A 20,358-nucleotide genomic window follows, 5' to 3' on the forward strand; every position below is an offset into this window, starting at 1 on the left:
CTCCTAATGGGATTTATTGGTATTTTGCCGAAGTAATGAACTCACCGAATGTTTCACACCAAACAACAACAGTATTGTATTCAGAAATGGAAATCCTTTGAGGAACCTCAACAACGAAGTTGTTGAATGTTTTGACATCACCAACCAAGCTCATCTCAGATTTAAGGTCATTAAACGCTTGTTCCGTTTCGACAAATTTAGGAGATAAATAGAGTTTATAGTCAGGCCCGGGAGCGAGTTTTCCTACCAACGTAATGACTTCAGAACTCAAATGAATTTCTCCCTCTCCCCAATGAAAAGCGTCGCTACCTTTGAGTTCCCTCTTAAACACTGCGCTGTATTCTGCGCCTTGCTTGCTCTTAGCAACTTGCTCATCGGTCGGCGCAGGTGGTGCAATAAGGATCGGTAAAGTATAGATACCTATCGCAATGCCAATAGAAACTGCCACTAAGTGACTGATTGTTAATTTAATTATATTTTTCAAGGTCATCTATCTTCTTGTTAGTTTCATCAGCTTAGATTTAGGCTCAAATACAGACATCCGTCAGGTTATACGTCTAATAGCCTAATTTCATTAATATTATACACAAGCTGGACCAATGCGCCTTAATTGCTGCCTTTTAGAGTGCTATCCAATAACCCCGTTATTAACGAAAATAACTATTTTAATTCAGCCCCCTACACACCTTCGACGAAATGATCTAAAGGCAAAGTGAGCAATTAAAAACGGCTGATAATTAATATCAGCCGTTTGCTTATCGGGAATGTCGTTGTACTGGTTTGGGAACTATTCTGCTTCCACCAAAGCGATCTTATCGGATGTCGATTTTTCCAATTTGATCGCAATAAACTTGGAAGTTGGCGTAAACGTTCTATCCCCATAACTATCTAAAGGAACCAATGGGTTCGTTTCTGGATAGTAAGCCGCCGCCTGACCTGCTGGTACGTCATAGGCAACAAGCGTAAATCCGCTCACACGCCGCTCAACGCCATCTTCCCACAATGACACCATGTCTACTTTATCGCCCGGTTCAAATCCGAGTTTACGAATATCCGCGTCATTGATGAACAGCACTTCGCGCATGCCAAATACTCCACGATAACGGTCATTCAAGCCGTAAAGTGTCGTATTGTATTGGTCGTGTGAGCGCATGGTTTGCAAAATCAAATCTGGCTTTTGGCCTTTTTCGAGTATCGCTTCGCTGATCAACTGCTTCGGCAACTCGCTAGAGCTGAACTGTGCTTTGCCGCTTGGTGTATTCCATCGACGCTCGGCTGCTGGGTTTACCAAGTGGAATCCACCCGGGTGTTTAAGCTTATGGTTAAAGTCGGTAAAGCCCGGAATGGTATCGGCAATCAAATCGCGAATACGGTCGTAATCTTCAATTGCCCACAGCCAATCAATTGGTTTTGCCCCAAGTGTAGCATTGGCAATACCGGCAATAATCGCTGGTTCTGAACGCAAATGCTCCGAACGCGGTTTTAGCTGACCAAATGAGATATGCACCATGCTGAAAGTATCTTCAACCGTCACGCCTTGTGGGCCAGTCGCTTGCTGATCAATCTCGGTACGGCCTAAGCACGGAAGAATAAGCGCATCTTTACCTGTGACAAGGTGAGAACGATTTAACTTCGTCGAAATGTGTACGGTTAAATTACAGTTTCGCATCGCGTTGTGCGTACGTTCTGTGTCTGGCGTTGCTTGTGCAAAGTTACCGCCCAAACCGATAAATACTTTCGCTTGCCCTTCTTCCATCGCTTTAATGGCTTTCACAGTGTTGTGGCCTTCACCACGCGGGACGTCAAAGTTAAATCGACTTTCAATGCGATCCAACAACAGATCTGAAGGTTTTTCATCAATGCCCATCGTACGGTCGCCCTGAACGTTACTATGACCACGCACTGGTGAAAGACCCGCGCCCGGCTTACCAACGTTACCTCGTAACATTTGCACGTTTGCGACTTCTTTAATGGTTGGTACAGAGTGACGATGCTGAGTCAACCCCATCGCCCAACACATGATCACACGTTCTGCACGTCGATACATGCTCGCCACCATCTCGATTTCACTTAAATCAAGACCCGATTGTTCCGCGATGTGTTCCCAAGAGGTTGCGTCCACTTCAGCCAAATACTCATCAATACCTATCGTGTGTTGCTTGATGAACTCACGGTCAAATACCGCTTTGCCACCGTTTTGCAATGCCTCGCGTTCCCATTGCAACAAGAATTTCGCGATACCACGAAACACTGCCATGTCTCCACCTAAAGCAGGACGCAGGTACGCCGTGTTAGTAGGTTCTGAGCCGTTACTCAACATCTCAATCGGCATTTGTGGGTTTTGGAAACGCTCTAATCCGCGCTCTTTCAGCGGGTTTAGACAGATAACCTGTGCACCACGTTTCACCGCTTCGCGCAGAGGTTCAAGCATTCGTGGGTGATTCGTGCCCGGGTTTTGACCAATCACGAAAATCGCATCAGCTTCTTCAAAATCATCAAAGATCACTGTGCCTTTACCAACGCCAATGGTGTCTTTCATCCCGATTGCACTGGCTTCGTGACACATGTTGGAACAATCTGGGAAGTTGTTGGTACCGAATGCGCGGACAAATAGCTGATACAAAAACGCCGCTTCGTTGCTTGCACGACCAGAGGTATAAAACTCCGCTTGGTGCGGTGAATCCAATTGATTGAGATGTTTCGCGACTAGTGCAAAAGCCTCATCCCAAGAGACTGACACATAGTGATCGGATTCAACATCGTATCGCATTGGGTGCGTGATACGGCCTTGGTATTCCAACCAGTAATCGGTTTGAGTTGAGAGAGAAGAAACGCTGTGATTGGCAAAAAACTCAGGATCAACCAGACGATTGGTCGCCTCCCAGTTTACCGCTTTCGCGCCATTCTCACAGAAATTGACTTTACCACTATCTGGCGACTCACCCCATGCACATCCCGGGCAGTCGAAACCGCCATTTTGGTTGGTTTTGAGCATGGTGCGAATGTTTTTAACTGCATTTTCACTGCCCCACCAACTTCTGGTTACGGCTTTCAGTGCACCCCAACCACCAGCTGGACCTTTGTATGTTTTTATTTGTTCTTTTTGGCTCACGACTTTACTCCTCGCAGATATACCAGCAAGCAGGGTGCCCGTGAAAACAAGCGCGTTATTTATTGAGATAATGCGGAAGTATTGAAGGGCTTAGTTTCTAATCCATGTATTTTTTAATCCAAATAAGTAACCACTCAACATGCTCTCGCTTGTCCGAGCGTTTACTTATCTAGATTCTTGATATCGGATACCCGCCTACTGTTTCTAAGACTGTTAGATTCAATTTGCGTTGTTGCGCCTTGATCTAAATCAAAGATTAAGTCGTTATTCAATATGCGTCCAATTGATAATCCTGACCGAGTGATAAACAAAATCTATGATGATTTTTTCCACTGACGGTCATCACATTTTTAATCAATACAATTTATGAGGTTAATCATTTTCCCATTCGATTCCACCTAGTTCGCTTAACGAACTCAATAAAATCGGCACTCTTGATAATAGATAATATCTATCACACTATAGATACTTTAAATTTGACCCTAATTAATATCAGGAATAGCCTTGATTCAGATCAATTTTGAGTGTGGTTTTATTCTTGACTTGGTTTTGGTTTTCCATTTCCCAGTTAAAACGCTCCAGCGCTTAAAAAGTACGGTAGTGCCGTGCCCTTATTTAGGGAGTTCCCCCGTACATGTGACTCACAACGCAAGGTTAATAAGCCATTATGGATATCAAACAACTGAAATATCTCATCGCACTTGAACAGACCAAACACTTTGGTCAAGCCGCCGCATTGTGCCACATTACGCAGCCTACCTTGTCCATGAGAATCCGAAGCTTAGAGGAAGAACTCGACCTCGAATTAATCCAGAGAAGTCAACGATTTGAAGGATTTACTGAAGCCGGAGAGCGCATTTTAGCTTGGGCAAAAACCGTCTTAGCCGCTCATGATGGATTGCAAGCCGAGGCTGCTAACTGCCGTGGTCAGTTGGTCGGTTCACTTCGGCTTGGAATGGTGCCACTCGCCAGCCAAAACCCGATGCAATTGCTCAAACCATTAGCTCAACAGTTCCCTGAGTTACGCTTTCAAATACTCTCCATGACGACCGAGCAGATCATAGACCAACTCAATCGCAATCAGCTTGATTTGGGGATGTGTTATGTCGATCAAGTCAACACCGCTTACTTCGATGTTATCGAGCTAGATTCGACCAAACTTGGCGTTTTATTCGATGAGCGTCATTTTGATTTTGCCGAATCTGAAGTGTTGTGGGAGTCACTCAATAACATTCCGCTAGGGCTGCTTTCGAAGGGCATGCACTATCGCCACTCGATTGATCTTAGCTTTGTGAGTAAAGGGCTAGTTCCACAAACCGTCATTGAAAGTAACTCCACCTTTCACTTGATCCAAGCAGTAACCAGTGGCCTTTGTTGCGCCATTATGCCGCTGAATTGTGGATTGGAAGAGTTGAACGATACGCTTCGCATTATTCCTATCGAAGAAGCCGCCGTTCACGCCCCGCTAGGTTTGTTAAAGCGAAAACAAGAACCCTTCTCCGCGCTAACCGATCAGTGTTTCGCAGAAGCAAAAAGCATATTCAATCGATAACAACAATCCACACGTCAATTTTTGGCATACACAACGGCTTATGAGGTGATTTCATGAGATGTACTACTCAATCTTATTTTGAACTGTCCGATTTCAATCAAGCACCACCTCAACCAAGTGCATTCAATTACCGAGAATTGATTGATGGCCGCCCAGTGCAACAAATGTCGTTGGCGAGCGAGTCCGCTTTAGCTATCAGCTACAACGGCATTAGCCAAGCGGTCATGATGGTGACGCCAGGCCATCTGGAAGACTTCGTGAAAGGGTTTAGCTTAAGCACAGGCATCGTCCACGACTTCAAAGAGATCAAAGACATTGAAATTGGTGGCGATCACGAATCTCACTATGCGGAAGTGGAAATCAGCAACCGCGCTTTCTGGGCGTTAAAAACACAACGCCGAAATCTTGCTGGCACAACCGGATGCGGCATTTGTGGCGTCGAGGCTCTTGAACAAGCTTTGCCTGATTTGGCGCCGCTAACACCGTCTCTTCCTCCGCGCTCCGATGTATTCGAAGGGCTGCGAGACAAAGTCGCACAGCATCAAGAAGCCGCACGTGAATCTGGCGCGTTACACGCCGCTTTATTTGCAGATTTACAAGGCAACATCAAGTTGTGCCGAGAGGACATCGGCCGTCACAACGCGCTAGATAAGTTGATTGGCGCATTGGCCAACAATCACATCGAACCTCAAAGTGGCTTCGCAATCATGACAAGCCGTTGCAGCTTAGAGTTGATCCACAAAGCCGTTCGCGCGCGCATCCCCACACTGGTTTGCTTATCTGCACCTACAGCGTTAACCGTCGAATGGGCAAGAAGAAACCATTTGAACCTAATTCACTTGCCAAAACACGGCTCGCCGCGTCTATACAGCCCTGCGCCTTAACACGTCGACCTAGCCGAATTCCTAATATTTCTAACGGAGACCTCTGGGTCTTTTTTGTTTGCTTCTCACTCCCAATTGATACTTAGCGACAAGACACTATTCTCTCCAACCAAACGTGCTCACCCCTTGTCTGCACTAAGCTTACGCATATTAACCCGCTTGCATTTGAACGCTTTCCAATCCGATAAGAACCCTGTCAAAAACCCATAAATTAGTAAGGATTTTGTGTGACTCTTTTCACGCTTTTCCGCCTTCCTAGGCATTTCTAGGAATTTTTCCTAGCCGATCTAGGCAACCATCTCATGTGCCTCACAAAACCACTCTCTAGAATTCCGCTCAGTCAAAGGTAACAAGAGTGCACAACGGTCTCCGTTGTGTTTCTAAAACAATTACAAGAGAGTTCATCATGTTAAAATTCCTCGAACAGGTGCGGAAGCCGACCCTCGATCTTCCTGTCGAAGTTAGAAGAAAGATGTGGTTTAAACCGTTCATCCAATCTTACTTGGTCGTATTCATCGGCTACCTAACCATGTACTTGATTCGTAAGAACTTCAATGTCGCGCAAAACGACATGATCTCAACTTACGGTTTGAGCATGACAGACCTAGGTCTTATTGGCCTTGGCTTCTCCATCACATACGGTATCGGTAAAACCGTAGTGTCTTACTACGCTGACGGTAAGAACACCAAGCAATTCCTACCTTTTATGCTGATCCTTTCTGGTCTTGCAATGCTTGGTTTCAGCTTCAGCATGGGCGGCGGTAGTGCAAGCCTGTTCTTGATGGTGGCTTTCTACGCCCTGAGTGGTTTCTTCCAAAGTACTGGTGGCCCTTCTAGTTATTCAACCATTACAAAATGGACACCTCGTAACAAGCGCGGCTCTTACCTAGGCTTGTGGAACATGTCACACAACGTTGGTGGTGCGGGCGCAGCGGGTGTTGCTCTTTTCGGTGCTAACTACCTATTCGACGGCCACGTAATCGGCATGTTCGTGTTCCCTTCTATCATCGCGATCATCGTTGGCTTTATCGGTATGCGCTTTGGTAGCGACTCTCCAGAAGCTTATGGTCTAGGTAAAGTAGAAGAACTTTTCGATGAAGCAGTGAGTGAAGAAGACACCGCCGCTGAAGAAAACCAGATGACCAAGAAAGAAATCTTTGTTGAATACGTTCTTAAAAACAAAGTTATCTGGCTACTTTGCTTTGCAAACATCTTCCTTTACATCGTTCGTATCGGTATCGACCAATGGTCAACGGTATACGCGTACCAGGAGCTTGGTCTGTCAAAAGAAACGGCAATCTCTGGCTTTACTCTGTTCGAAGTCGGTGCACTTGTGGGTACGTTGATGTGGGGTTACCTCTCTGACCTAGCAAACGGTCGCCGCGCATTGGTTGCTTGTGTATCTCTTGGCTTGATCATCGTATCGCTTGAGTTCTACCAGCACGCCACTAGCGAGTTCATGTACTTGGCCTCTCTATTTGTATTGGGCTTCTTGGTGTTTGGTCCGCAACTTCTTATCGGTGTTGCCGCGGTTGGTTTTGTCCCTAAAAAAGCAATCAGTGTGGCTGACGGCGTAAAAGGTACTTTCGCTTACCTAATCGGCGATAGCTTTGCAAAACTAGGCTTGGGTATGATTGCAGACGGTACACCTATCTTCGGCTTAACAGGTTGGAAAGGTACCTTCGCAGCCCTAGATACCTCCGCCATGATTTGTATTGTTTTGCTTGCTTTCGTAGCTATTGCGGAAGAGAAGAAGATTCGACACGCGAAGAAGCTTCAACTTGCACAAGACCAAGCCTAACTTCTCTGCGCGCTTTACTTCGGTAAAGCGCGCAAGATCATTAAAAAGCATGGTTCAATTCAGTATCATTAAAGATTTTTCTATTGGCTCCTGTTGGAGCTTATTGTTGTTAGTCGTCTGCTCTATTTGGTTGTAATAATGATTCATGTTGCTCTAGTTGATGATCACGTCATCGTGCGTTCGGGTTTCGCACAATTATTAAATTTAGAAAGTGATATTACCGTTGTTGGTGAATTCGGCTCTGTCGCAGAAGCACGCACAGGGTTGCCTGCGGTACACCCACACGTCGTCATCCTAGATATTTCCATGCCAGATGAAAGCGGCTTAAACTTTCTTAGCGAAATACCAACTGGCATTGCCTGCGTGATGCTTAGCGTGCATGACTCCCCTGCGATGGTGGAAAAATCACTAAAGCTAGGTGCAAAAGGCTATCTTAGTAAACGCTGTAGCCCAGACGAACTTATTCAAGCCGTGAGAACCAGTGCTTCTGGTGGCTGTTACCTCACATCAGATATTGCACTTAAACTTGCAACGCCTAGCGACAACACCACCTCTCTATGCCAACTGACAAAACGTGAAAACGAGGTCTGTCAGCTACTTGCGACCGGGTTGGATGTAAAGTCTGTCGCGGCAGAGCTTGGCTTGAGCCACAAGACCGTGCATGTTCATCGTGCAAATGCCATCGACAAACTCGGCGTGAAAAACAACGTTGAGCTCGCCAAACTATTTTCTCAAGAGTCCTTTTAATGCGAGCTTATGCTGTTACCACCATTTGCGGACTTTTCGTTATGGCCTGTGCTTGGTTCTGTTTGTGGGTGATCGCCTACTACTTTGTCAACGATCCAGAGCTGGCGATCTTATTGTTTCCTTTCGCTTTACGATTAGGTGTCGCCCTACACACTCGCACCGCTTATTGGCCAACGATTTATCTTTCAGAGTGGGGGCTTTCCATCGCACTTGCGATGTTACTGGGTCAACCGCAGTGGCTTACCGTGCTGATTGCGAGCATTGCCAGTATCCCGGTCACTCTGATTGCGAAAAAATACTACTACGGAGACCAAAACCGCCATTTAGCCGTGATGAGCGTTGTCATTATCATTAGCGCGTTTATTAATGTGATGGCTGTTGGTTTTCACGTTCCTTCGATTTACATGGTGTGGCTGGCTAGCATTTCTGGAGGCTTGCTCGTGGTGCCTATGTGCTACTTGTTATGGAGTTATTTGTTCCAAAGTCGTTGGTCTCCGCTTAGCTCTCTCCTACTTAGTAATGCCGTTGTATTTCAGGTGCGTCATATCGTGCTTTATGCGCTGCTTTTGATCGGCAGTATTTTGGTGCAAACCAGTTTGCCTGAAGAGCTAAAACGATTTGCGCCATTTTGTATGGCGATTCCAATCATCGTGCTTGCTCTGCGTTACGGCTGGCAAGGTGCCCTACTCGCCACCATGCTCAACAGCATTGCGCTGATTGCGGCTCGCAGCGGCGTGTCGAATCTAGAAATCACCGATTTGTTGTTATCTCTCTCAGCGCAAACCGTTACTGGCATTATGCTCGGTTTAGGGGTTCAGAAACAAAAAGACCTCAATCAAAAACTGCGCGGCGAGCTTGCACGCAATCAGAATTTGTCTCGCCAGCTTATCAAAGCTGAAGAGTCTGTAAGACGCGATATTGCGCGCGAGCTACATGACGAAATTGGACAGAACATCACGGCAATCCGCACACAAGCCAACATCATTAAGCGGGTAAATAACGCAGAAACAAGCGTGGGTTGCGCCGACATGATCGAAGGGCTTTCCCTCAACGTGTACGACACCACTAAGCGACTGTTAAGCAAGCTAAGACCAAAAATGCTGGATGATTTGGACTTAAAAGAATCCGTCGAGCAACTAACGCGAGAGATGGAGTTCGCCAATCACGGAACCAACGTTCAACTGAACTGGCAGGGCGATTACACCAGCCTGAGTGACACACTCAAAGTCACCCTATTCCGTTTATGCCAAGAGTCATTGAATAACGCAGCCAAGTACGCAGAAGCGCAGTTGATCAATATTGAACTGACAATTGGAGAAGCTGCGGTGTCACTGATGATTCACGATGATGGTGTCGGCTTCAAAGTTCAGGACAGCATGAAAGGCATGGGCGTTCGCGGCATGCAAGAGCGTGTGCACGCGTTAGGTGGAAAAATGGTTATCTACTCCACCAGCGATCAAGTGATCGGCACACAAATCAGCATTACTTTACCTAAGGTGTAACTCAAGATGTTTGGATTTTTACGTTCACCTAAATTTACTCAACCGAGTCTGAGCAACGAGCAAATCGACCAGCGTTACCACCATTGGCGTTTGCACATTATGTTGGGGATGTACATCGGCTACGCAGGTTTTTACTTTACCCGTAAGACCTTTAACTACGCCGCACCAGCGATGATTACCGATCTTGGCTTAGATAAAGGCGATTTGGGTCTTATAGGCACGCTTTTCTACATTACCTACGGCTGCTCGAAGTTTATTTCTGGCACGATTTCGGATCGCTCTAACCCTCGTTATTTCATGGGGCTAGGCTTGATTGCGACAGGTCTGGTCAATATCGCGTTCGGCTTTTCTAGCTCACTCGCGGCTTTCATTACTCTGTGGATCTTAAACGCGTGGTTCCAAGGCTGGGGCTGGCCTTCATGCTCCAAGCTGCTAACCACTTGGTATTCACGCTCCGAGCGTGGCTTCTTATGGGCGATTTGGAACACCGCACACAACGTTGGTGGCGCGCTGATCCCTATTTTAGTGGGCTATTTAACGTTGCACTACAGCTGGCGTGAAGGCTTTATTCTACCCGGCATCATCGGGGTATTACTCGGTCTATTCGTTTGTTGGCGATTGCGCGATAAACCCACAACAATGGGTTTACCAAGTGTCGGACAATGGCGCAACGACGCGCTAGAACTTGCGCAAGAAAATTACGGACGTGGCCTCACCTACCGCGAAATTCTGAAATCGTACGTATTTAACAACAAATATATCTGGCTACTCGCGTTCAGTTATGTGTTGGTTTACATCGTCCGAACCGCAATCAATGACTGGGGAAACCTGTACTTGACCGAGCAGCATCACTATAGCCTGATTAACGCCAACGCTGCTCTGTCGATGTTTGAAATCGGCGGTTTTGTTGGTTCATTGGTTGCGGGTTGGGGCTCAGACAAACTCTTTGGCGGTAACCGTGGGCCAATGAACTTGCTGTTCGCGATTGGGATTTTCTTATCTGTCTCCGCGCTTTGGCTGATGCCTCTGACCAACTTTGCATTCCAAGCGGCGGGATTGTTCTCCATCGGCTTCTTTGTCTTTGGGCCACAAATGCTGATCGGTATGGCGGCGGCGGAGTGCTCTCACAAAGATTCTGCCGGCGCGGCAACAGGATTCGTGGGCTTGTTCGCCTACATGGGCGCAGCATTGTCTGGTTATCCACTGGCGTTAATTCTTGAAGAATATCATTGGACGGGTTTCTTCATCACCATTTCAGTTTGTGCAGCCGTCATTGGCCTTTTGTTGCTGCCATTTTTGCAAGCGCAACCATCACGAAAACCACTCGAACCAAAACCTCGGTTGTAAATCGACTTATCGCCCTTCGGGCAAGTTGGCGAGTGACCTAACCGCGCTCGCCCTCCTTATTTAACGTATCTCTGCTCAATTTTTCTTCCGATTCAGTTCGGAGGGTTAACTATGGGAAAAATTCATGAATTTGAACACTATTTCATCGCATAGCTTCTTTCAAATGAACAACAAAATCCAAAACTACGCTTGGGGAAGCACCTCTTCTATTCACGATTTGTTTGGCTTTTCTAACGAAACGAATGAGCCTCAAGCAGAAGTATGGATGGGGACTCACCCAAACGGCTGCTCTGAAGTTCAGATTGAGCAAAACACGCTGCCTTTGTCTGAACTGATCAAACAAAACCAACCCGCTTACTTATCAGCAGAAACCGCAGCGAAATTTGGCGACCTGCCCTTTCTGTTTAAGATCTTAGCGGCCGAACACGCACTGTCGATTCAAGTTCACCCAAGTAAACAAGATGCTGAAATAGGTTTCGAAAAAGAGCAAAGTGCTGGCATCCCACTAAACGCGAGCCATCGTAACTACAAAGATCCAAACCATAAACCTGAGTTGGTGTACGCGCTGACAAGTTACCAAGCCATGAACGGTTTTCGTTCGTATGACGAGATTATTGATGCATTTGGCCTTTGCGATATCGATGAGCTACGCGCACCGCTAGATGCATTCAAACGCGAAATCAACTCACAAGGTTTACGCGATTTCTTTGTGCACATTCTGACCATGGAAGGCGAAACAAAAGAAAGAGCACTGAAACAGCTTCTTGCCCACGCTTCACGTCAATCGGAACAAAGCACTGACTCGGAGCAAGGCACTGACAGCGACGTTTTCAAGCTCATCTTAGATCTATCCACTCAATACCCCGGCGATGTCGGCTTGTTTGCGCCATTACTGTTGAATGTCATCACGCTGCAACCTGGCGAAGCGATGTTCCTGAGCGCAAGAACGCCACACGCTTACATTAAAGGAACGGGATTAGAGATCATGGCGAACTCAGATAACGTTTTGCGTGCAGGACTCACGCCGAAACATATGGATGTTGAAGAACTGGTTAAATGCACAGACTTTGTGCCTAAGCCGTTTAACAGCCTTGTTCTAGAACCCAATGCCAATGGTTGCCAGAGCCTTTATCCCGTTCCAGTGGCAGACTTTAGTTTCAGCATTCTTAACCAACCGAACAATGAAGTGGTTGAGGCAAACAGCGCAGAAATTTTGATGGCGATTGATGCCGACCTGACACTCATCAGTGATAACGGTGAGACGTTAACCGCCGCGAAAGGACAATCGGTATTTGTTCCTGCTTACGTTGGCCATTACCGTATTCAAAGTGCGGGACGTGTGGCTCGCGCCTTTAACTAACTTCTGAATAACGGATTCAAGCTAGCGTCTGACCCAAGGGACTGGGTTAGACAATTTATTCCTCTCATAGATTGAGCCTGTCCGGTTTTAAGACACTCATTCTTACACCTTATCGACTCAAAGCCGCTGCGGTCTAAACCATCTAAGTTCTCTGAGAACCATAGATTCCTCTATTCACTGCACATCCATTGTCAAAACCCATTTATTTCCGGTAAATTCGCCGCTCCAATATCAAATCACTTGGATAATAAAGGCGCTTGCACAGTGGTATTTGTTGCAAAACGTATAATCAACGTTGTAATCAAAGCCTCAATCACTACAATCTCTGGTTCGATTTTTCAGTTAACGTTTGTATGCCGAAGTTAAACCAAGATAACCCAGTTCAAAGCTCCGCCCTTTCCGATATCGAAACCAGCAGTAAGATTCAATCGGCATTAGAACCGAAGTTTCACAAGCCAGAGAAACGTTTCTGCTTAAGCCCTGGCCTGTCGGATAAGCATTTGGCGCGCCGTTGGCAAGTATTAGAACACGTGACCAATAAAGATCATATCCTTGATCCTTTCACGCAGTCACATTGCGATGCTTACTCCAACAACATCGAGCACTTCATTGGTACTATTAATGTGCCGGTCGGCATTGCAGGCCCCTTGCGCGTCAACGGCTTGTATGCGAACGATGACTTTTTGGTTCCGCTTGCAACGACAGAAGCCGCGTTAGTCGCTTCCTACAACCGTGGCGCAAATCTTATCACCGCCGCTGGTGGCGCGAGCGCATTGTTACTAAGTGAAGGGGTGAGCCGAACACCAGTATTCGCCTTTAATCACCTTGCTGACGCCGGCCAGTTCGTCAGTTGGGTTGTGACCCAGTTTGACGTATTTCGTCAAATTGCGGAATCCACCACCTCACATGGCAAACTCAAAGACATCAATGTAAATATCGAAGGAAACCATGTTTATTTGGTCTTTGAATACGTGACTGGTGACGCTTCCGGACAAAACATGGTGACCATCGCAACAAACGAAGTGTTCCATCATATTTTGGCGACCAGCCCAATCAAACCAACGCAAGCCTTCTTGGATGGCAACTTATCAGGCGATAAAAAACCAAACGCGCACACGCTGCGCTCGGTACGCGGTAAGAAAGTATCCGCCGAAGTGACCATTCCTGCTGAGTTGGTGGAGAAATATCTGCATACCACGCCAGAGTCTATGGTTCAATTTGGCAAAATGACCACGGTGGGTGGTTTACTCAGTGGGACGATTGGCGTCAACGCGCATTACGCGAATGCTCTTGCCGCGCTGTACATTGCTTGTGGTCAAGATGCCGCTTGCGTTGCAGAGTCTGCTATTGGTATCACTCGTATGGATGTGGACGCTCAAGGCAGCTTGTACGCGTGCGTGACCTTGCCAAACATCATGGTGGGAACGGTTGGCGGGGGCACAGGCCTTCCAACGCAAAAAGCATGTTTGGATATTTTGGGTTTGCACGGCAACGGCAATGCGAAAGCCTTAGCCGAAGTCGCAGCTGCGCTTTGTCTGGCCGGTGAACTCTCAATTGTCGGCGCATTTTGTGCCGATCACTTCTCCCGAGCTCACCATAAACTTGCTAGAAAATAATCCTTTTACTTTGTACAAGAGAACACCCATGCGGTTTTCTCTTGTGACAATAAAGAAACTTTATTTATTAGCTCATAAATTAGTTTAAGTTGTATTGTAGACTTAATGATTACACCACTCTCACGTTGACCGCATTATCGCAGTATCACCACACATTCCTCGCTATATCACTGTTTGACCCTATTCTCACGCGATATTAAATATCAGTACGTTACCTAAATAAATATCAAAAACATCTAGCACTAAAGTACCAAATTCATAGATTGAGTTTTTTGTTAGTCACTTATAGATACTATACTCTTTCCTGCAGCTGCTTGATTTTTCTAAATTTATTATTTAGCTCAAATGAGCTTAATCACTCCCGTTAAATGGATTTAAGTCGTTCCCTCGGGTAAGCGAGTTAACTATGAGACGTCAGAAACAGAATGAAATCTCTTGTTGGGTACTAGGGTTGATTATCTTATTACTAAGTTACGTCCCTTCAGTACCAGCAGAAATGGAACTAACGCCCTCCAATCAAACCGTTGCGCGTTTCCTCTATCAGAGCACTTTTGGGCCAACACCAACATTAATTGATGAGGTAGAAGAAGTCGGGATGGAAAGTTGGATATCTCAACAAATCTACCTTCCTGCCACCTATCATCAACCGCTCTATCGGACACCTTTTTCCAAAGGCGCACAATCCAATCGCGAAAACGCTTGGTATCAAATTGTTATTACTGCTGATGATCAACTCAGACAACGCATGGCGTATGCATTAAGCCAGATCTTAGTGGTATCTCGCTATGGCGGTGTTCTTTCCAGTAAGCCCACTGGTCTAGTCGACTACTATGATGTATTGATTGCTAACGCTTTTGGCAACTACCGAGATTTATTATATGACGTTTCCATTCATCCTGTTATGGGCAGCTATTTGTCCATGCTCGGTAGCGCAAAAGAGAACAACACGACGGGGGCATTACCTGATGAGAACTTCGCTCGAGAGTTGATGCAGTTGTTCACCCTAGGCTTGTATGAACTGAATATCGATGGTAGTAAAAAGCTTGATCGTACAACGGGTAAGCCTATCCCCACATATACCCAAACGGATATTCAAGAGCTCGCTCGAGCATTAACTGGGTGGAAAAATGCCGATTTAGCGTTTGTCGAACCGATGCGAGTCATCAGCCACCGACACGATGATGGCGAGAAACGATTGCTTGGTAGCACAATTCCTGCTGGTTTAACTGCGCAAGAAGAGCTTTCAAAAGTGATCGATATTTTGATGTCTCATCCAAACATGGCGCCGTTTGTTTCTAAGCTACTTATCCAACGTTTTGTAACTTCGAATCCAAGTCCGGAGTACATCGCACGTGTTGCTTCGGTATTCAATAACAATGGCAAAGGAGAAAAAGGAGATTTAAACGCGGTCATTCATGCCATCTTGCTCGATTCTGAGGCTCTAGGCATGACAGATACCCCGCCAATAAAAGTGAAAGAGCCAATACTGGTCCTAACTAATTTTCATCGAGCAGCGGGTTTTACAATCAAATCTACACGTTACGAAGACGCTACTACGATGATGAATATCGCCAATCAAGGACCTCTTCGTTCTCCTTCCGTATTTAATTTTTACTCTCCTGAGTACCAACCATCTAACGAGTTTACGGAGTCTGGTATTAGCTCTCCTGAGTATGAGCTACTGAACTGGTCCGTTTATACCGATTTGGTCAACTATATGTTGACCAGCACTCGCAGAGGCGGCGGTGATTCCTACACTCTCGATCTCGGCGAGTTTTATCTTCTTTTGGATGATCACGATGCCTTAGTCGAGCTGGTTAACGCACGCTTCTTTGCTGGAACGGCCTCGGCGGAACTAAAAAAACTCATGCTCACCGTGTTAGATGAATATCGTGAGGACTATGTGCCAACAACAAAGCTCGCCTTGGTGATTTTTACCGCCATTTCCGGCGATGAATTCTATATTCAGGATTAGGAGTGGATTATGGATATTTCACGACGACATTTTATAAAAAGCACTGCATCGATGGGCGCTTTAGCTTCGCTTGGTCTACCGGGTTATTCTCTCGCGGCGCCATCTAATGACTTTCGAGCATTAATATGTGTCTATTTAGCAGGTGGAAACGATGCGTTCAACACGGTACTGCCGTTGTCCGACGCGCACTATAACCAATATGCCAAAGTCAGAGGGGCTCTTTCTGTAGCCAAAGACGACATACTCCCTATCAATTTGCGTACCGCCGATAGCTCGGATAATCTGGTAGAACTTGGCTTACACCCCAAACTAAAGGCGCTGTCTTCAATTTTCGAACAAGGCGATGCCAATATCGTGCTCAATAGCGGCATTCTCAGCCATCCCGTTACAAAACAAGCGATTGAGCTAGGTGAAGCGTCACTTCCCGAGCAACTGTTTTCCCACAATTCACAAACTGACGCTTGGTTACTTGGTGGTATGCAAGAATCTAGCAACTTGGGTTGGGCAGGAAGAATGTTGGACGTATTAACTTCTGAATCAGAAATAACCCCACTATACAGTGTGCACGGGAACTCGCTTTGGTTACGCGCGATGGAACACCGCCAAACCGTCCTGAAAAAAGACCGTGCGGTTCAGCTTACCGCGATTGATAACCCGCTATACAAGGGGATCTATGACCAACTGCTTTCTCATCAAACAGAGAATCCGTTTAGTGGTCACTTTAATTTGATGGTTGATGAGTCGATGATGATGAGCCGCGTGCTAAGCGAGCAACTCAATCATATTGATGACGCGCCGCTGTTCACCTCATCAACACTCGGCAAGCAGATGCAAACCGTCTACAAATTGGTCGCAAGCCAAGATGTGTTAAAGCAACAACGACAAGTCTTCTTCGTTAAACACTCTGGCTACGACCTACACGATTCTCAATTAGTTCGACACCCCGTACTACTCGAAGATCTAGCGACTAACCTCTTAGCAATGTATCGTGCGATTGAACGGTTGGGGCTAAACAAGCAAGTCACCTCTTTTACAATGTCTGACTTTGGTCGACGGATGACAAGCAACGGTAACGGCACCGATCACGGTTGGGGTGGTCATCAACTATTGATTGGGGGCGCGGTGAATGGTCAGCGACCTATCGGCACATGGCCTGAACTAATATTGGGTGGAAACGATGACTATTCTCAAGGTCGACTCATACCCCAAATTGCAGCTGATCAAGTGGGCTCAACCCTCGCGCAGTGGATGGGTGTGAGTGATAACGCGGCACTGGAATACGTGTTCCCGAATATCCGCAACTTCGCTAATTCAAACCTTGGTTTTATGGCTTAAGCTGCTTTAATGAGCTCTTATTTAACATGTCATGAAAAAGGGAGCATTTACGCTCCCTTCTCAATATCATTCCCGCTGAATGTCCGTTATGCTTCGTCGCGACGGCGCTCGTTACACAGCTTAATGGCACGCTCAAGTAATTCTAGCGCGGATTGCTCACATTCAGGCAGAGCCGCATCACTTTCACCAATTGGCGTTACGCGGTCACCCCATTTCAATACTGCCGCCCCCCATGTCAAACCTGCACCAAATGCAGCAAGAAGCATGTTATCACCTGGGTTAACTCGGCCTTGCTCTACCGCTTCACACAATGCAATTGGCACCGTCGCTGCAGAAGTATTGCCGTAGTTTTGGATGTTCACAAACGCTTTGTCGTGTGGGATCCCAGATAGGTCACATAGGGTTTGAATAATACGAATATTCGCTTGATGAGGAATAACAACGTCGATTTGGTCGGTAGTTAACTGTGACGCTTTAAGCACGGTTTTCGCAGCTAGCCCCATGCCTTTTACCGCACGTTTGAAAATTTCTTGTCCTACAAAGTTGAAATCCCAGTAACCGTTGTCTTCCGCAAAGCGATCCATACAAGTACCAAACTTTGGCACGGAAAGAATATCGCGACCTTTAGCGTCACAACCGATTTGAGATTGCAGTAGACCCGTTTCTTTTTCTGTTCTTGATAACACAACGGCGCCCGCGCCATCACCAAATAGAACAGCGGTATCTCGCATGGCCCAATCGATGTAGAAAGACAATCTTTCCGCGCCAATAATGATCGCGTTGCGATAGTTACCTGATTGAATCAAACGTGTGCCCGTTTCAAGGCCGTAGACAAATCCCGTACATGCGGCATTTAAATCAAAGGCCGCCGCAGAGCGAATGCCCAAGTTCTGCTGTATTTTAGATGCGATGTTTGGAATAAGTGAATCCGGAGAACAAGTCGCCACAATGATTAAATCAACGTCGCTGGCGTCAACGCCCGCGCGCGCCAATGCGTGTTTGGCAGCAACGGTTGCCATGTCTGAAGTATTTACATGGCTAATACGGCGGTTTTCGATACCGGTACGGGTACGAATCCACTCATCTGAAGTATCAAGGAAAGTGCTAAGATCATCGTTAGAGAGCACGGCAGGAGGAACACATTTCCCCCAACCTGTAATTTCAGCGTAGTAATTTGTCATCGCAGACCTATTTATTGTTGTATTTTAATAAAATTTCTTAGAACCTTAGGCTCAAATACAAACCTGCTCTGCGTTATCTCGGCAGGTTAAAAAATAAGTATACAAATAATGAGGCTGACTGGTAAGTCTGTTTTCATCAATACGTAATAAAGGAAGAAGTCATGTCATCGTTTAAAACTCGCTGCCCTTCATGCGGCGGTCTGAATCGTGTCCCTAATGAGCGTGTTGCAGAGTCTGCAACTTGCGGTAAATGTAAAAGTGCACTTTTTGATGGCGCGCCTATCGAAGGAACGCAAGATAACTTTTCAGCTCTATTACAAAGTGATACGCCTGTTGTCGTCGACTTTTGGGCCCCTTGGTGTAATCCGTGCGTCGGTTTTGCCCCTGTTTTCTCGGATGTCGCTCATGAACAAGCAGGAACGGCTCGTTTTGTAAAGGTTGATACAGAAGCACAGCAAGCGCTCGCTGCACAATTTGGCATTCGAAGCATTCCTACCATCATGGTTTTCAAGAACGGTCAACGCGTTGATATGATCAATGGTGCGCTACCGAAAAGTCAGTTTGATCAATGGTTAAATCAAGCACTTAATAAGTAATTCTCCACGCCAACCTCACTGGTAGGTTGGCGTTTTTATGCAACTTATCGACCTATCTAGTTAACAAATATTATTTGTCGAAACGACTTAAATTAATCATTTTACTTGCCTAACTATTAGCCTCATATTCGCGCCGAATAACCCATAGATTTCATTTAACTTATAGGCGCAAAACAGTGGAAAACACAGTCGTTCCTGCAGCATCACCACGAGTTACAGTTCCAGTCGTCGCACTGTCTCTTTATGCGGTGGCTTCGGGCTATTTAATGAGCTTGATCCCTCTCATGCTCGGTGAATACAACATCTCAGCAGATTATGCGAGTTGGTTGGCGAGTGTTTTTTATGGCGGCTTATTGGTCGGCGCGATGTTTATTGAACGTGTCGTGCGTCAAGTGGGTCACCGTAAAGCGTTTATTGGCTGCTTAGCGGCATTCTCGCTAACGATTGTCACGCTACCCGTTTTTGCTAATGGGTTAGTGTGGCTTGCTGCTCGTTTCATCGCAGGTATTGCCGTTGCGGGCGTTTTTGTCATTGTTGAATCTTGGCTAATGTCTGGCGACGAAGCATCACGTGCAAAACGTTTGAGCTTGTACATGCTATCGCTTTATGGCGGTTCTGCATTAGGCCAATTTGGCATTGGTGTACTTGGCGTAAGTGGCGGTGTTCCGTTCATTGCAATTACAACGCTGATCCTAATGGCGATGTTGGTGCTGATGTTTATTGAGTGTGAACAACCAAACAGCCATGAATCAACCGCTTTGTCATTTAAGCAAATTGCCAAGCTAAACCATGCTGCAATTATTGGTTGTGTTGTATCAGGTTTGACTTTAGGCGCGATCTACGGATTAATGCCTGTTGAGCTCACTAACCGTAAAATCAACCATCAAGACATTGGTACATTGATGGCATTAGTGATCCTAGGTGGCATGTTGGTTCAACCAATGGTGACCACATTGAACAAATACATGAGCCGCACAGTGCTAATGGCGTTCTTCTGTATTTTGGGTATTTTTTCGATCGGTTTGACCTTTATTTCATCGTCAGCCGTGGTATTAGCTGCTGCTTTATTCTTTTTAGGTGCAGCTACTTTTGCCTTGTACCCAATTGCGATCAACTTAGGTTGTGAAGGACTTGATGAGCGCTTTATTGTCTCTGCCACACAAGTCATGCTGTTCAGCTACAGCATTGGCTCTGTTGCTGGCCCGGTTGTGGCTGATAAATTTATGGGCCAAGAACATGGCTTACTAGGCTACTTGTTTGCCGCTTTGGTTGCGACTGGCGTATACATGCTACTTGCAGCGAGCAAAACTAAGCAGCGTATGGCCGCTGGCCTCTAACCAAGCAACTTCT

At 46.2% G+C, this 20,358-nt stretch carries 15 protein-coding genes; 12 read left to right on the top strand and 3 right to left on the bottom strand.

Annotated features, from left to right (window positions below; translation table 11 throughout):
* Positions 1 to 13 precede the first annotated feature (13 nt).
* Positions 14 to 490, bottom strand: a complete 477-nt coding sequence (locus tag NDJ01_RS23185; protein WP_258587439.1) for a DM13 domain-containing protein — start codon at positions 488 to 490, stop codon at positions 14 to 16.
* Positions 491 to 787: 297 nt separating this feature from the next.
* Complete coding sequence (locus NDJ01_RS23190) at positions 788 to 3,112, bottom strand: FdhF/YdeP family oxidoreductase (protein ID WP_258587440.1); 2,325 nt, start codon at positions 3,110 to 3,112, stop codon at positions 788 to 790.
* Between the two features lie 667 nt (positions 3,113 to 3,779).
* On the opposite strand from NDJ01_RS23190, the gene NDJ01_RS23195 reads away from it, so the two are divergent.
* From NDJ01_RS23195 to NDJ01_RS23240, 10 genes are all read left to right on the top strand, one after another.
* On the top strand, positions 3,780 to 4,664 hold the full coding sequence (locus NDJ01_RS23195) for a LysR family transcriptional regulator (protein ID WP_046875405.1): 885 nt from the start codon (positions 3,780 to 3,782) through the stop codon (positions 4,662 to 4,664).
* Between the two features lie 53 nt (positions 4,665 to 4,717).
* On the top strand, positions 4,718 to 5,548 hold the full coding sequence (fdhD, locus tag NDJ01_RS23200; protein WP_074545336.1) for a formate dehydrogenase accessory sulfurtransferase FdhD: 831 nt from the start codon (positions 4,718 to 4,720) through the stop codon (positions 5,546 to 5,548).
* 406 nt (positions 5,549 to 5,954) lie between these two features.
* Positions 5,955 to 7,349, top strand: coding sequence for a hexose-6-phosphate:phosphate antiporter (uhpT, locus tag NDJ01_RS23205; protein WP_104970731.1), 1,395 nt, complete (start codon positions 5,955 to 5,957; stop codon positions 7,347 to 7,349).
* Positions 7,350 to 7,487: 138 nt separating this feature from the next.
* A complete protein-coding gene (uhpA, locus tag NDJ01_RS23210) occupies positions 7,488 to 8,096 on the top strand; it encodes a transcriptional regulator UhpA (RefSeq protein ID WP_046875403.1) in 609 nt (202 codons plus the stop codon).
* The gene (gene uhpB, locus NDJ01_RS23215) at positions 8,096 to 9,598 is read left to right on the top strand and encodes a signal transduction histidine-protein kinase/phosphatase UhpB (RefSeq protein WP_258587441.1); all 1,503 of its coding nucleotides are present in this window, start codon (positions 8,096 to 8,098) and stop codon (positions 9,596 to 9,598) included. Before uhpA ends, uhpB begins: the two co-directional genes overlap by 1 nt.
* A 6-nt stretch (positions 9,599 to 9,604) precedes the next feature.
* On the top strand, positions 9,605 to 10,945 hold the full coding sequence (locus NDJ01_RS23220) for an MFS transporter (RefSeq protein ID WP_005376086.1): 1,341 nt from the start codon (positions 9,605 to 9,607) through the stop codon (positions 10,943 to 10,945).
* 124 nt (positions 10,946 to 11,069) lie between these two features.
* Complete coding sequence (gene manA, locus NDJ01_RS23225; protein ID WP_069496588.1) at positions 11,070 to 12,305, top strand: mannose-6-phosphate isomerase, class I; 1,236 nt, start codon at positions 11,070 to 11,072, stop codon at positions 12,303 to 12,305.
* A gap of 353 nt (positions 12,306 to 12,658) precedes the next feature.
* The gene (locus NDJ01_RS23230; protein WP_258587442.1) at positions 12,659 to 13,921 is read left to right on the top strand and encodes a hydroxymethylglutaryl-CoA reductase; all 1,263 of its coding nucleotides are present in this window, start codon (positions 12,659 to 12,661) and stop codon (positions 13,919 to 13,921) included.
* Positions 13,922 to 14,327: 406 nt separating this feature from the next.
* Positions 14,328 to 15,896, top strand: coding sequence for a DUF1800 family protein (locus tag NDJ01_RS23235; RefSeq protein ID WP_258587443.1), 1,569 nt, complete (start codon positions 14,328 to 14,330; stop codon positions 15,894 to 15,896).
* 9 nt (positions 15,897 to 15,905) lie between these two features.
* Entirely contained in the window at positions 15,906 to 17,231 is a 1,326-nt protein-coding gene (locus NDJ01_RS23240) for a DUF1501 domain-containing protein (RefSeq protein ID WP_258587444.1), read from the top strand.
* Positions 17,232 to 17,317: 86 nt separating this feature from the next.
* Here NDJ01_RS23240 and NDJ01_RS23245 read toward each other — a convergent pair whose 3' ends face one another.
* Entirely contained in the window at positions 17,318 to 18,412 is a 1,095-nt protein-coding gene (locus tag NDJ01_RS23245; RefSeq protein ID WP_005394577.1) for a ketoacyl-ACP synthase III, read from the bottom strand.
* A 161-nt stretch (positions 18,413 to 18,573) separates the two neighbouring features.
* Between NDJ01_RS23245 and trxC the strand changes: the two genes are divergently transcribed.
* Together trxC and NDJ01_RS23255 are read left to right on the top strand one after the other, a co-directional pair.
* Positions 18,574 to 19,008: a thioredoxin TrxC gene (trxC, locus tag NDJ01_RS23250; protein ID WP_114323767.1), complete on the top strand. Its 435-nt coding sequence runs from the start codon at positions 18,574 to 18,576 to the stop codon at positions 19,006 to 19,008.
* A 176-nt stretch (positions 19,009 to 19,184) separates the two neighbouring features.
* Positions 19,185 to 20,345, top strand: a complete 1,161-nt coding sequence (locus tag NDJ01_RS23255; RefSeq protein WP_012842235.1) for an MFS transporter — start codon at positions 19,185 to 19,187, stop codon at positions 20,343 to 20,345.
* Positions 20,346 to 20,358 lie beyond the last annotated feature (13 nt).

The organism is Vibrio sp. HS-50-1, assembly GCF_024747315.1.
Lineage (GTDB): Bacteria > Pseudomonadota > Gammaproteobacteria > Enterobacterales > Vibrionaceae > Vibrio > Vibrio diabolicus.

Bases quoted from the DNA above. Each gene is read 5' to 3' on its own strand.
- NDJ01_RS23185 (WP_258587439.1), bottom strand. From the start codon at position 490: ATGACCTTGAAAAATATAATTAAATTAACAATCAGTCACTTAGTGGCA.
- NDJ01_RS23195 (WP_046875405.1), top strand. From the start codon at position 3,780: ATGGATATCAAACAACTGAAATATCTCATCGCACTTGAACAGACCAAA.
- fdhD (WP_074545336.1), top strand. From the start codon at position 4,718: ATGAGATGTACTACTCAATCTTATTTTGAACTGTCCGATTTCAATCAA.
- uhpT (WP_104970731.1), top strand. From the start codon at position 5,955: ATGTTAAAATTCCTCGAACAGGTGCGGAAGCCGACCCTCGATCTTCCT.
- uhpA (WP_046875403.1), top strand. From the start codon at position 7,488: ATGATTCATGTTGCTCTAGTTGATGATCACGTCATCGTGCGTTCGGGT.
- uhpB (WP_258587441.1), top strand. From the start codon at position 8,096: ATGCGAGCTTATGCTGTTACCACCATTTGCGGACTTTTCGTTATGGCC.
- NDJ01_RS23220 (WP_005376086.1), top strand. From the start codon at position 9,605: ATGTTTGGATTTTTACGTTCACCTAAATTTACTCAACCGAGTCTGAGC.
- manA (WP_069496588.1), top strand. From the start codon at position 11,070: ATGAATTTGAACACTATTTCATCGCATAGCTTCTTTCAAATGAACAAC.
- NDJ01_RS23230 (WP_258587442.1), top strand. From the start codon at position 12,659: ATGCCGAAGTTAAACCAAGATAACCCAGTTCAAAGCTCCGCCCTTTCC.
- NDJ01_RS23235 (WP_258587443.1), top strand. From the start codon at position 14,328: ATGAGACGTCAGAAACAGAATGAAATCTCTTGTTGGGTACTAGGGTTG.
- NDJ01_RS23240 (WP_258587444.1), top strand. From the start codon at position 15,906: ATGGATATTTCACGACGACATTTTATAAAAAGCACTGCATCGATGGGC.
- NDJ01_RS23245 (WP_005394577.1), bottom strand. From the start codon at position 18,412: ATGACAAATTACTACGCTGAAATTACAGGTTGGGGGAAATGTGTTCCT.
- trxC (WP_114323767.1), top strand. From the start codon at position 18,574: ATGTCATCGTTTAAAACTCGCTGCCCTTCATGCGGCGGTCTGAATCGT.